At 45.9% G+C, this 15,227-nt stretch carries 5 protein-coding genes; 4 read left to right on the plus strand and 1 reads right to left on the minus strand.

From position 1 onward, the window contains the following. Positions 1-15 precede the first annotated feature (15 nt). Positions 16-3,246, plus strand: a complete 3,231-nt coding sequence (locus B3763_RS17385; protein ID WP_286748134.1) for a S41 family peptidase — start codon at positions 16-18, stop codon at positions 3,244-3,246. On the opposite strand, the gene B3763_RS17390 is transcribed toward B3763_RS17385, so the two are convergent. Continuing rightward, complete coding sequence (locus tag B3763_RS17390; protein ID WP_286748135.1) at positions 3,243-5,120, minus strand: sensor histidine kinase; 1,878 nt, start codon at positions 5,118-5,120, stop codon at positions 3,243-3,245. The genes B3763_RS17385 and B3763_RS17390 overlap by 4 nt on opposite strands. Before the next feature lie 84 nt (positions 5,121-5,204). Between B3763_RS17390 and B3763_RS17395 the strand changes: the two genes are divergently transcribed. The 3 genes from B3763_RS17395 to B3763_RS17405 all read left to right on the plus strand — a co-directional run bounded on the left by B3763_RS17395 (position 5,205) and on the right by B3763_RS17405 (position 15,192). Beyond that, entirely contained in the window at positions 5,205-5,882 is a 678-nt protein-coding gene (locus B3763_RS17395) for a LytR/AlgR family response regulator transcription factor (protein WP_286748136.1), read from the plus strand. Positions 5,883-6,050: 168 nt separating this feature from the next. Next, a complete protein-coding gene (locus B3763_RS17400) occupies positions 6,051-6,542 on the plus strand; it encodes a hypothetical protein (RefSeq protein ID WP_286748137.1) in 492 nt (163 codons plus the stop codon). 4 nt (positions 6,543-6,546) lie between these two features. Next, complete coding sequence (locus B3763_RS17405) at positions 6,547-15,192, plus strand: TLD domain-containing protein (protein WP_286748138.1); 8,646 nt, start codon at positions 6,547-6,549, stop codon at positions 15,190-15,192. Positions 15,193-15,227 lie beyond the last annotated feature (35 nt).

Below are 15,227 nucleotides of genomic sequence, written 5' to 3' on the forward strand. Positions count from 1 at the left end.
TCAATCCAAGAAACTATGAAAAGATTAGTGCTTACCTTTTGTTTGGTATGGTTGGTTTTTGATCAGGCCCGGGCTCAGGGGACTATGCTGCTCCGAGAACCCACCATATCCGATACGCATATTGCATTTGTTTATGCCAACGACTTATGGATTGTTGGCATGGATGGTGGTCAGGCCAGCAGGCTCACCTCCAACATTGGAGGAGAAACTAACCCTCACTTTTCTCCCGATGGTAAACTAATTGCCTTTTCAGGGCAGTACGATGGCAATCAGGATGTCTACGTAATTCCTGCACAGGGGGGAGAGCCCAAACGCCTGACATGGCACCCTTCGGCTGATAACGTAACAGGGTGGACCCCAGAAGGAGAGGTTCTTTTTACTTCTGGCAGAAAGGGGCATCCGACTAAGGAATCTAAGTTTTTTGCCGTTTCACCGGAGGGTGGCCACCCGCGTGAATTGCCCATACCCAGAGCAGTAGATGGAGAAATATCGGCTGATGGCCGGTGGATTGCTTACCAACAGATTTCTTTTTGGGATCCTGAGTGGAGAAATCACCGCGGAGGGCAGGCCAAGCCTATATGGATTGTTGACCTAAAGAACTATGACCTTAAAATGACTCCGCAACCGGATAGCGAAAGACACACCAGCCCTGTATGGTTGAATGGAGAAGTCTATTACCTATCCGAAAGAGACTTTGCCAACAACATTTGGAAATTCAACCCCAAGACGGGAGAAGAAAAGCAACTGACCTTTCATACCGATTTCGATGTGAAAAACCTGGATGCCGGTGGCAACCGAATTGTTTATGAACAAGGTGGGAGACTTCATTTACTCAATCCGGCTACCGGAACCACGAAGGCACTCGAAATTCATGTGACCGGAGATATGAATTGGGGACGTCCACGATGGGTAGAAGCGAGTGCTTTCGACCTTCAAAATGCTCAAATATCACCCACAGGTCAGCGGGCTATCTTTGAGTTCAGGGGCGATATTATTACGGTGCCCAAAGAAGAGGGTGCCTGGAGAAACCTGACCAATACGAGTTTGTATGCCGATCGGTCTCCGGTATGGTCGCCCAAAGGAGACAAGGTGGCCTGGTTTACCGATCAGTCGGGAGAGTATCAGTTAATGATTTCAGATCAGAAAGGGTTGCAAAGCCCCAAGCTCATAAGCTTGCCCAACCCTACCTTTTATTTTAAGCCTCAATGGTCGCCCAATGGTCAGTACATAGCCTATACCGATACAGATTATAATATGTGGTATGTGGATGTGGAAACCGGTGAGGCGAGAAAAATTGATACCGACTTGTTTGCTCACCCCAATCGCTCCATGAATCCGGAATGGTCGCCAGATAGTCAATGGATTGCTTATGTGCAGCTTCAGCCTAACCAGTTTAAAGCGGTGAAAGTGTATCATGTGCCTACCGGAAAAACACACTTGCTCACCGATGCCATGGCCGATGCCATATCGCCTGTGTGGGATGCAAGTGGTAAATTCCTCTATTTCCTGGCTTCAACAGACTATGGTCTTAATAGCGGTTGGCTCGATATGAGCTCCTACAACGTACCGTTGAGTTATACGCCTTACCTGATTGTACTTCAAAAAGATGGTAAATCTCCCTTCTTGCCCAAAAGTGACGAAGAGCCGGAGGGTGATAGCGATAAAAAAGAAGCCAAGGAGAAGGTAGAAGTGAAAATTGACCTTGACGGAATTGCCAGTCGTATTGTAGCGGTAGATGTTCCGGCAAGAAACTACACCGAATTGTTGCCCGGTCCGGAAGGCTATTTCTTTTATATAGAGTCTGTTCCTCAGCAGGGAAACAGGTTACAGCGCTACAGCCTTACTGAACAAAAGGCCATTACCTTCTTATCCGGGATTTCCCAGGGGGTGGTTTCGGCCGATAGAGAAAACTTGCTCTATAGAAGTGGAAGCACCTGGGGCATAGTTTCTACCAAAGGAGGGGAAAAGAAAGTGGGTGATGGACGACTTGATATATCGGGTATACGCACAAAGATAGACCCTACGGAAGAAGCCCGACAAATCCTGAAAGAGGGTTGGAGATTTATGCGTGACTTTCTTTATGTAGACAATACCCACGGTGCTCCCTGGGACGATGTATGGAAGTGGTACGCCCCTTGGGTAGAGCATGTGAGGCATCGTTCTGACCTTAACTACATAGTAGACATTATAAGCGGAGAAATTGCCGTGGGTCACTCTTATGTGTCGGGTGGAGACTATCCTGACCTAACCAGTGACAGGGTTGGACTTTTAGGAGCCGATATAGTGCGCGATCGACATGGCTTTAAAATTGAAAAAATATATACCGGTGAAAGCTGGAACCCTAACCTGACAGCTCCGTTGGCAATGCCCGGTATAGAGATTAAGGAGGGAGACTATATTTTACAGGTCAATGGTCAGGATGTTTCTTTGAAACAGAACTTCTTCAGTTACTTTGAAGGACTTGCCAACCGGCAGTTGACTTTGCTGGTAAATGATAAGCCCACAAAAGATGGAGCTCGCACAGTTTTGGTACAGGCCATAAGCAATGAAAATGGCCTGCGCCAGTTCGACTGGATTGAGGGCAATAGAAGGCTGGTTGATGAACTATCGGGAGGCAAGTTGGCGTATGTATATGTACCCAATACCAGTAATCCTGGTTATACATATTTTAACAGATATTACTTTGCTCAACAACACAAGAAAGGGGCTGTAATTGACGAACGGAACAATGGTGGAGGTTCCGCAGCCGACTATATGGTAGATGTAATGGCTCGTGAGTTGCATGGCTATTTCAATAGCAGGGTAGAGGGTAACACCCCCTTTCCATCGCCCGGAGCTGGTATTTGGGGACCAAAGGTTATGATTATCAATGAGAGGGCCGGATCGGGTGGAGATTTGCTGCCCTTTATGTTCCGCCAAATGAAGATAGGCCCACTGGTGGGTACCCGAACCTGGGGTGGGCTGGTTGGCACCTGGGATACACCAAGGTTCATTGACAACGGACGTATGGTAGCTCCCCGCGGAGGTTTCTACAATACTGAGGGAGAGTGGGATGTAGAGGGAGTAGGAGTAGCTCCTGATATTTATGTGGAACAACTGCCTAAATTGGTTATTGATGGAAAAGACCCGCAGCTGGAAGCTGCAGTAAAAGAAGCTCTTAGGCTCTTAGAAACAGAGGGCGTAATCCTGAAGCCCGAGCCACCGGCTCCGGTTCGCTGGAAAAGACCTCTTAAAAAAGGAAACTAAAACCTGATTTCGAAAGAAAGACCTTCATGCGTTGGGAGCCGCTTTAGAGTGGCTTTCAACTGCATGACCATGAGCTTAATAATACGCATTCCCATACTTCCTGTGGCCCCACTTTGGCCACTTCCTTTAATACCAGGGCCAAAATCGGAGTATTCAATAATGGTCAGGTTGTTTTCCTTTCTACACTGAATAACAATGCCCTTTTCTAAGGACTGTGGAGTAGAGTGTTTTATGGAGTTAGTGATGAGTTCATTAAAAATGAGAGCCAAAGGTATGGCCTTGTCTATGGGTAGAAAAAGTGCCTTGCACTGAATGGTAAACGGCATGTGGCCATTGCCTTTCTTTAAGCTATTAAACACCAGAGGGACCAACTCCACCAGGTAGTCCTGAAAATTAATATTCTTAGAGCTATTAATGCCATATAGCTTTTCATGGACAATGGCCATGGTTTGAATACGATTTCTTAAAGCTGTGTATAACTCATTGTTTCCGTCAGGGTCTTCTTCTTGCTGCAGGTAAATGAGGCCCGAGAGAACCATCAGATTGTTTTTTACTCTATGGTTGAGTTCCCTGTAAAGCAACTCTTTCTCTTCCAGCGAATGAGATAGCTGTTCGTTGGTACTTTCAATAGCCGCCTGTTGTAAGTTGAGCTGTTGGTTTTTTCTTCGTACCCGTAAAAAAAGTAGCACCACGGTGAGGGTAGAAGCTCCTAAAAGAACACTACTCACCACGGTGTATGCTAGTGCCCTTTCGTTGGCCTCTGCCTTAATTTGTACCTCTTTAAGGGCCTTTTCGGCCAGCTCTTTGTCGTGAACGGCCTGTAGCTCTTCTACATCTATGGCATATTGGTCGTTCATTAGTTGAACTTTGGAGAGATACGATTTTCGCGATAAGTCATAAGCCTCTTTGTAACGCCCAAGCCCATTGAGAATGGTCATTTTAAGAAGGTATAAATCTTCCAATACACCATGCCAGTTATTGGTTTCGGCCAGTTCAATAATGGGAGCTGCTTCTTCCAATGCTTTGTCAAAATAGCCTCTTCGGGCATAGTAGGTGGTTAGATTGTGAATTACCGTAGCTACATCGCGCATGCGGTTGCTTTCTTCCAGTATTTCCAGTGCCTTCTTATAATAGGAGATAACCTTTTCTTCATTGTCAAATTCCGTATGACCGTAAGTAAATCCTAACTCATTGTAAATCAGTGCTTCGGTGTAGCTTGAGCATTCTGTGTTGGTAATTTCAAGAGCCTTGTTACAGAAGAAAACAATATTGTCTGTATTGGGCTGAAACTGTGTTTCGCAGGCAGCCCTTCGGCTAAACCAATAGGCAATATTGCAAGGGTCTACACCTCCCTGAGCAATAATTTCTTCGGCATAACCCAGGTGTTTAAATGCCAGCTCTTTCAGGTTTCTGGCCCTGTAAAACTCGGCAAGGAGAGTCTCCGTTTTTGCTATGTTGTTCATGTCGTTTTGCTTGGTGTAGTAATCGAGCATGGCCAACAGGTCTTCCAGCGACTTGCTAAATCGCTGCAGCACTTTATTCATAAAAGACCGCGATTCCAACATGACCATTCGCAGTGAATCATTCGATTGAATCACTGCAGAAGTATCTAGTATCTGATAATAATTCGAGGCTTCTTTGTAGTTGCCGTAGTCAGTGAGCTCAATAGCCCTCTCCAGATTTTTTAGAGTTTTTTCAGTTTCAGTATTACTTTCAATTATTTCTTTTCTCAGTGACTCCTCTTGAGTGTTTGAATTGTAACTCGTTGATATAGATGATGTTAGTGTAGTGAGTGTGAAAATAGAGGGAAGTATTAAATAGAACTTTTTAAAGTTTAAGTAGGTGGTAATTTTTCTCTTACTATGGGCTTTCATAGGGCAAATGTGCTGGCAGACTGAAATGTAAAAAAAGAAATTATATTTACTTCTATCAACCAAAACACTGTAATGGCTGCTGGCATGAGCATCACTCTTGTAGAGGATGAGATTATCATAGCTGAATATCTTCGGAGCATTCTGGAAAAGAAAGGGCACGAGGTAAATGTGCTTTTCTCCGGCAATGACGACTTCGCGAAGCATCTGGAAGACTACAAGCCCGATTTGGTATTTCTCGATATCAACCTGGATTCCGAAAAGAGCGGTATAGATTTGGCCGGTATGTGCCAGCAGAGGGGGGTTCCGTTTATATACCTTACCTCATACTCCGATACCAAAACCATTGAAAGCGCCATGCGCTTCGACCCGGTTGCTTACATACTCAAACCTTTTACCGAAGAGGAGGTACATAAAACCCTCAACATTGCCCGCATAAAACTGGCCAAGAGTAAAGGAAACTTCTTGAAGCTAAAAGATGGCTATAACCTTATTAAGATTAGGCATCAGGACATTATGTGGTTAAAGGCCGACAACGTGTATACTGAAATAAAGACTGAGCAAAAAAAGTATGTACAACGTATTGGTCTATCTGAGATTAATGAATTACTTCCGGAAGAGACCTTTTTAAGAGTTCATCGATCGTACATAGTAAATATGGGAATGGTGGACGGAGTAGGGAGTGATCATCTGGAATTGAAGGGAGAAAAGATTCCTATCGGCCGATCGAAAAAGGCCGAAATATTTACACGTTTCAATCAATAGCTCATTTCTCGACAATGTAGTTCACATACAAACATCGGTAGTTCACAACAATAAATCCTTTCTACACAATAATATAGGCTAGATTTATTCTTGCTTCGCCTGAGCACTCGTAGTGGCCCTTCTGTCTCTACTTCAGATGTAATTCATCGCAACCAAAACATGTAGTATATGAACTCTCCCTTATCACTAAGGAGGGCGAACCGTGCTTGCACACAGGCATCGGATCATCGCTTTACTTATTTTTTACGAGGTGTATTGGGCATTTTTTCTCTTATGCTCATCTCCATTTCCACCCAAGCTCAAGAAGACAACTGGACCCTGCTCAAAGAAAGTGACGGGGTAAAAGTGTTTTATCAGCCAGAGGCTTGTCAGAGCCAGTCGGTTCCCGATCCGCTTCAGGCCGCAACCATCGGGTTTGGCCATCAGACACTGAAGCTGAAGTTTGTCAACTCCAACAGCTCCAACAGATCGGTAACTTTTTCTAAAGTGACTAAAAACAGCAGTAATGAACTGCATTCTTTGAATCTAGCACCGGGCACAACCCTTCTCGATAAATGTGACGAAGCACCCAGGATAATCCTGAATCAGCAAAAGGACGATGACTATCCCGTGGCTTTTTCGGATTACATCAAAGCATTTGAACTGACCATTAACAACTAAGGCCATGAAAAGAATTATACAACTGAATCTAATTCTGCTGATGATTTGCTCATCGGCTTTATACGTTAATGCACAAACTACCTTCCCAATTCTTCCGGGTTCTGTAATGTCTGACTCAGACGATAATGCCGTACTCAGAGGTTGGCTGGACGACCTGGGAATAGCACCCTCCGGTACACTGCTCTACAGAAGATCTCGTGATGGGGCGAACTCGACTGTTTTCCACAACAGGGTAGACGGTCAGGGGCCTACTCTGGTGATTTTTAAACTGAACAATGGAACCGTTTTTGGAGGCTACTCTCCAGAATCATGGTCTAGTTCGTCCGGTGGCTACCGGCACAATCAAGATGCTTTTCTCTTCAACCTGACTACCAACCAACGGGCGAGTACCTATTACCCACAGTACAGCATCTATACTTCCAGCTCTTATGGTCCGACTTTTGGCGGAGGGCACGACATTTTTATTAACAGCACCATGGATGGTGGTTACTTCAATGTGCATAGCTATAACTCTGTAGACGGAAGTGGCTACAGGTCTTCAACTGCACTAAAAGCACTTACCGGTATTAATACTTCCAGCACATATTATAGCTTTTCAAGTGGGTTAATTACCGAAATTGAAGTGTACAAGGTTGAATTCAATAGCTCCGGCCCCATCATACAAGGGCAGGATATAGTGGTTCAGCTAGACGAGAATGGACAAGCTACCATTAGTGCTGAAGACATTGACAATGGAACAACTGACCCTGATGGACCGGTAACTCTTTCCATCGATGTGAATACATTCAATTGCGATAATCTGGGTGGAAACTCCAGCGCCATTAACATGGAAAGCTTAGGCTTTGTCTCCAGAAATGTATACTCGCATGGTGGAGGGTACAACCCTCACACCAATGAGTTTTGGTATCCGGGATGGTCCAATAGTACGGTTTACAGGCTCAATCCAAGCGGTAACTTGTTAGGCACCTTTAATTCTGGCCAGACTCAGATGATGCAACTTTGGATGGATCTGAACAGTGAAGATTACTATACTGCCAACTGGAGTTATAATACCATTACAAGGCGATCCGGCACCTCTACGGTATGGACATACAATATGGGTAGAACAGCCTCCTGTGTGACTACAGATGCTGATTATGTCTATGCCTATGGCGTGTGGGAAAACGTGATTCGAGTGCTCAACAAACAGACCGGACAATTCATAAGAAACATTAACCTTCCCGGTACTATCTATACCTGGGGAACAATGGCCGTAGCCAACGGATACATCTATATTGGAGGTAGAGCCAACGGATGGTCAGACTTCCCGAACAACTATCAATACCTGCACCAGTTAGATATGGATGGCAACTATATCACCTCCATTTATACAGGAAGAAATCCGTACAGCATGGCCTTCGATGGAGAGGTAATGTGGATTGATCAGTTGAGCAACAACCCCGTAGGTATTAAAATTGCCAATGGCAATGCGTATGAAGGAGGGGGAGGAAGCAATGCCGTAACCCTTACAGCTACCGACCCGCTGGGCAACTACAGAACACAAACCTTTTCAGTAACTGTAGAAGACAATATTGCGCCAACCATTCAACTCAATGGAGCCTCATCGGTGTTTATAGCGACTGGCGAAACATTCAACGACCCGGGAGCAACAGCTTCCGACAATTGTTCTGCCGAAGTTGAAGTTAGCGGTTCAGTCGATACCAACACCCCCGGTTCTTATACACTCAGTTATAAGGCCATTGATGGCTCAGGCAATGAGTCTGCTGTCGTAACCAGAACTGTGGAAGTGGGAGAGCCCATAACCATTACTCCCTGGAGAATCTCCGATGAGTCTGACGATATAGTTTCAGGAATCTCTCAAGGGTTCAGGGGAGACCCCAATGCCTATCAGTACGCTAATATTCCCCCCACAAGTGACCTCTCATGGCAGGTAGCTCCGCTCGATGGTTCAGGAAATATTCTCTTTGGGAGTGGCAACTCCTCAAAACTTGGGGGGTACCCATGTGGCACAGCACTTGACTTTACCTACTTTGAAACCTTTGTAGATATACCGGCCGATATTCAGGTGAATGAACTCACCGTTACTTTTGGCCAGGTAGATGACGGAGTAAGAGCCTATATCTTTAACTCCGCATACCCCAATGGTACGTATAGAGGAGAGCTGTATGGAGGAACCAATTTCAGTCAAGATTACAGCGATTTGGCAGTGCCCGGAGAATTGAACAGAATTGTCATTGTTCAGTTCGATGATTGCGCTGTAGGAAACAACCTAAGAGATGCCAATATTACCATAAACGGATCGCCTGTTCCGGTAAACAACAGCGCACCTCCCGTAGCCATAGCTCAGGACATTACGGTGGCACTCGGAGATGACGGTACCTTTAATCTGCAACCATCACATGTCGATAACGGAAGTTTCTCTACCCTTGCCGGGCCCGTAACCCTGACTTTAGATCAAACCTATACCTTTTCTTGTGCCGATAATGGCACAACCACTGCTGTAACCCTGACCGCTACCGATACAAACGGGGAGCAGGCCAGTACAACAGCAAATGTGACCATCAATGGTGGGCTAGATACAGATTTGGATGGTATTCCAAACAGTTGTGACCTGGATGATGACAATGACGGAATACTCGACACCGTAGAGTGTTCTTCATCAGTATTCCACTGGTCCAATGCCCCTACATGGAGTTCAGGCCATGGACCAACCGTTGGCCGATCGGCCAGGGGTACCATAAACGGTATTGGTTATACCTATACCTCCAATGTAAACTTCAGACTTACAGGCAATTTGTTTGGCCACCAGAAGTTTCCGAGCGAGTTAGAAATACCAAACCAAACTTCTATTCGAAACGATTATGCCTCTCAGAACACACTGACCTTCGATGAACCCATGACCAACCCGGTTCTCGTCTTTGCTTCTATTGGAGGAGGCCCTACCGTAACTATACAGTTCGAAGATGACTTTGATATTCTTTGGATTGAAAGCAACACCACCTCTTATAACGCCCAGGCCAGAACGGTTACGGGTAAAGAAGGCAACGTAGTTATCCGTTTTAACGGAACCTTTAATGAACTCAACTTCGACTACCTCAATGACGAGACATATGTGAACTTTGCTTTTGGGGCAGACTTCTTCTCCCTTTGCGACTTCGATCTAGATGGAATTACCAATAACCTGGACCTGGATTCTGACGGTGATGGTTGTGCCGACTCTGTAGAAGGAGGTCTTGGTTTAGGGCTAGATGCCATTAATGCCGATGGAACACTTTCCGGTTCGGTAGACTCTAATGGAGTTCCGCTTTCGGCCAATGGTGGGCAAGGAGTAGGAACCAGTGCCAGTGCCTCAGCAACCTGTGAGTGCGAATTGGGTATAGACCAAACTGCTCCCAATGTGGTGGGTAAAAATATTTCAGTGACGTTAACTTCTTCAGGTACCGTTTCCATTTCACCTCAAGATGTACTAGACAGCGGATCTGATAACTGTAACCCGGTTACCTATACCCTGAGTCAGGATACTTTTGGAGCCAATGATGCTTCGAATAGCCCGGTTACTGTGCAGCTTACCGGTACAGACCCGGGTGGAAATGCCACCACAGTCGATGTTCAGGTGACAGTTATAGACCCTGTGCCGGTGGTCATTACTAGAAATATTACCGTATTCCTCGATGCCAGCGGACAAGTGACCATTGCCCCCGAAGATGTAGACAATGGGTCAAGCTCGGTGGTAGGACTATCAGGGCTATCGTTAGATGTTAGCTCATTCGATTGCTCCAATGTGGGGAACAATACAGTGACACTTACAGCTACTTCTACTTTAGGAAGTCAGGCTTCAGGAACAGCCAATGTATTTGTTGCCGATGAAATAGCCCCTACCATTACGGTTCAAAATGCTACCGTACAGCTCGATCAGAATGGCTTCGGAAGTATTCAACTTTCGGATATACTTACTTCGGCTACAGATAATTGTGGCATAGCCAGTCAAACAGCAACCGATTTGTCTTTCGATTGTACAGAAGTTGGAGACAATACAGTTACGGTAACAGTCACTGACGTGAATGGCAGAGTTACCCAACGTGATGTTACGGTAACCGTGCTCGATGTGCTGCCAATAATTGCCGAAGAAGACAACTTTACACTGGATTCATGTCAGCCGATTACGTTTACCGTAGCCGATTTGTTAGGTAATGATTCTGACCCTTATGGAGAAACACTTAAGGTAGACTTTGTGGGGCAGCCCAGCAGCGGAAGTATAGTAGACAATGGCAATGGCACCTTTACATATACTCCCGGTCAGTCTACCAACCACACGGCCACAGCCGAGTATATTGTGAAGAGAGATGATGGTACGGTTGTGTTCTCTGGTAACGGACACTTCTATGAGTTTGTAACAGCTCCGGGCATCACATGGTCTGATGCTAAGGTGGCCGCTGAGGCCAGAACTTACAACGGTCAGCAAGGATACCTGGTAACCATTACCAGTGCAGCTGAAAATGACTTTGCCAAATCTAAACTGCAAGGTCAGGGCTGGATTGGCGCCAACGACTCGCAAGTAGAAGGAGAGTGGCGTTGGGTGACCGGCCCTGAAGCCGGTACCTTGTTCTACCGTAGATCCACCGGGCCGGTAAACGGAGCCTATCATAATTGGGCCGGAGGAGAACCAAACGATTACAGGGCCGGAGGATTCTTTGTGAATGGTGAAGATGTGGCTCACTTCCTTTCAGATGGAAGATGGAACGATTACCCGAACAATGTAGGAACAGCTATTGCCGGATATGTGGTAGAATATGGCGGCAATGCAGGAGACTGCGACATTCAGTCGGCCGCCACTGGCACCATTACCTTCGAACTAAACGATGTGGTTGCTCCGATAGCACTTGCTCAAGACCTTACGGTAGATCTTGCCAATGGAGGGGCTCATATTACTCCACAACAAGTGAATGCGGGCTCAAGTGATGCCTGTGGTATACAGAGCCTGTCTCTAGACAAAGAATTCTTCACTTGTCAGGATCTTGGACAAAATACGGTAACTCTTACAGTAACCGATGTGAACGGTAATTCCACCTCAACCACAGCGGTTGTTACAGTAAGAGACGTAACTATGCCATACCTGAATGTGATTAATAGAACCTTTGGCCTCGATGAAAACGGACAGGTAAACATCACACCGCAAACCATGTACAACTCGTCTAATGACGATTGTGGAGGACCGGTAGTGGTGACCATCGACAAGAGTAGTTTCGACTGTTCCAATATTGGCGATAACATCATCACCGTCACCTCAACAGATGAGAGCGGAAACCAAAATATTCAGCAGGCCATACTTACCATAGTAGATGCAGCTGAGCCGGAAGTTGTGGTGAGAGATTACCTATTGGTAGAACTTGACGAAAACGGAAATGCCAGCATTACACCGGCCGATTTAGACTTGGGAAGTAATGATAATTGTGGTATCGATCGACTGGAAATCAGCCAGTCTACCTTTACGTGTGCCGATGTAGGAACCCTGGTGGTTACTACAAGAGCCTATGATGTGAATGGTAATATGGATGTAAACAGAGGCCAAACGCTGGTTGAGGTAAGAGATGTTACCAACCCGGTTGTACAGGTCAATGACATAACCGTTCAGTTAAACAGTCAGGGTGTGGCCACCATTACCCCTCAGCAAATTGATAATGGTTCTGCCGATGCTTGTGGTATTGCTACGTTGGCCCTTGATAAAACCAATTTCGATTGTTCCAATGTTGGGGCCAATACGGTTACCCTTACCGTTACCGATGTAAATGGCAATGCAAGCACCGCCACTGCTACTGTAATAGTAGAAGATAATATTGCTCCGGTGGTAATTACTCAAGACGTCACCGTGGAGCTCGATGCCAACGGTTCGGCTTCAATAACTACTGCGCTCATAGATAATGGTTCGAGTGATGCCTGTGGTATAGCCACAATGACCCTCGATAAAACAAGCTTCGACTGCTCCAATGTGGGAAGCAACACGGTTACACTCACCGTTACCGATACTAACGGCAACGTGAGTACTGCCACGGCCACCGTTAGCGTGGTAGACGTAATTGCTCCAACAGTATTTACTCAGAATCTAACAGTTTATCTAGATGAAAATGGAGAAGCCGGTATTACTCCAGAAGGAGTAGACAACGGAAGTTTCGACAACTGCTCATTTACCCTGAGCCTTGATAAGCTAAGCTTTGACTGTAGCAATGTAGGAGAAAACACTGTGAGCCTTACAGCCACCGATGCCTCCGGAAACACCACCACCGCTCAAGCTATCATAACAGTAATAGATAACATTCTGCCTACCGTTGTTCCGCAACACATTGATGTGTTCCTCGATGAGCAGGGAGCAGCCTCTATTGTGGTGGCCGATGTTGATGGAGGTACCTTCGATAACTGTGGAATTGCCTCGCTTACTATCGATACGTCTGGTTTTGGTTGTGAAGACCTGGGGCAAAACAATGTGACCCTCACTGCAACCGATGTAAATGGCAATGTCAATACCGGAATAGCTATTGTCACAGTGATTGACAACATAGCACCAACGGTAAATGCCAATGATATAGCCCTGGAATTGGATGAAAACGGTCAGGCCAGCTTTACTGCCGAAGACGTACTCATCTATTCAGAAGATGATATCGAAAGACCTACAGAGTGTGATGTAACCGATGCCACCGACCACGGTATGTTCCTTAAAAAGTATGTTCCGGGCAATGCCGGCAATGCACCAATTGTGGGTATTAATACCGATAATGTGCTCAATGGACAGGCTTCGCACTCAAGCTCCTGGAGCAAATGGAAGAAGAAGTGGAAAGGTAAAAACGGTAGTGATGATGACGATGACGACAAGGGCGATGATGACGATGACAAAGGTGGAGATAGTGATGATGACGATGGAGAGAAACCAAAAGTAAAAGACGCTCGATTCACATTTACTTCGGCAGGAGTGCTTACCAGACAACTCGATGGTACAGCCACTGTAACAGGAGTATTGCAAAACCTGAACGATGCTACCGACCAATGGGAAGTAACTCTAAACCTGAGTCAGGGATATAACTGGCAGGAGTGGAGAGCCATGGGCAAAACATTCAAAGGCGACTGGTGGACTGTGTGGGATAAGTACAAAGATTGGACCTACTTTGAACTTCTTTCTGGCCAGTTGGTAGGGCAAGGAAGAAATGCCGGAGAGGTGATGCCTCTTGAAAATGGAAACGATAAATTCGGATTCCAGCTTGGAGATGGGGCCAACGACAAAGATGCTGATTATGGCATGTCGGGATGGATTAACTATACCAATCTCAAAGGCGAAAAGCAACGTGGTGATTTCAACTTCGATATAGCCAACTGTGGTCTGGTGCCGGTTCCTGACGGAACAGTATACACCAGCGACAATTGTAGCATTGCCTCAACGGCAGTAGATGTATCAGACTTTACCTGCCTGCAGTTGGGCACCAACACGGTCAACGTTTCTGTCACAGATCAAAGTGGTAATACTACCACAGTTCCAATAACAGTTACTATAAACGATTATATAGCTCCGGTGGCTGTGTCGCAAAACATAACCGTTGGTTTAGGAGCCGATGGCACCGTGGTGGTAGATCCGGCCTTGCTCGATGGAGGCAGTACCGATAATACAGACTGTCCGCTTACCTTTAGTATAGACAGAGACACCTTTAGCTGTGACGATGTGGGCAAAGGAACCTACTATTACGAAGCAACTGAAGGCGACAGTCATAAGAACAAAAAAGGTAAAGGCCATAACTATGGCGATGATGATGACGACAATGATCCGGGCAACGGATATGCCTGGGGCCATAAGAAAGGTACCAAGAAGAAAGGGCATAAGGTAACCCTTACTGTTACTGATGCTGCCGGTAATTCTTCCAGTACCACGGCCTACATCACTATAGTAGATGATCTCGCGCCCGTGTTCTCTTCAGAGCCTGCCACAATTGTAGTGTACAATGAGGAGTATAGAAAAGGACGGAAGGTATATACCAAAGAACACACAGAGTATCTGAAAGATAAGGACGTGGAGCCTTTGGTGTCAGACAACTGTGGTGTATACAAAATCTACTTCGACAAGAAACGATTTGGTGTGGCCGATGCCGGAATGAATCAGGTGGCTGTAGCCGCCAAAGATAAGGCCGGCAATATAGGATATGGCCAAATCAATGTAGAAGTGATTGATATTTCTAACCTGGGTAAGTACATAGAAATGTGCTACAAAGGCAGAAAGCTAGTGGTTAAGCGCAACAAGGTGCAAGACATGATAAGAAGAGGCGCTACTCTGGGAGCTTGTGACTCCGGAAATATAATGACAGCCAGTGAGTTTACGCTGGGTGAGCCGGCTCAAGAAGAGCTATTTGTGCCGGAACTCAAACTGGAAAGTTATCCTAACCCGACCAGAGGCGTTACAACGTTTAAAATTTCCAGCAACGTAAGTGGTTCGGCCCGTATGGCGCTGCTTTCTACTTCTGGCATAGAACTGGAAGAAGTATTCTCCGGTGAACTCGAAGCCAATACGGAGGTAGAAGTAGGCTACGATGCCGGGCAACTGCCAAGCGGAATGTATATAGTAAGACTGGTGACGGCCGGTCAGGTAAGAAATCTGAAGTTGATGGTTGAGAAGTAACTGTCATACTACAGTGTTTAGGTGAAAAAGAGCCA

Origin of the sequence: Roseivirga sp. UBA1976 (assembly GCF_002336325.1) — a bacterium.
Classification (GTDB): Bacteria; Bacteroidota; Bacteroidia; order Cytophagales; family Cyclobacteriaceae; genus Roseivirga; species Roseivirga thermotolerans.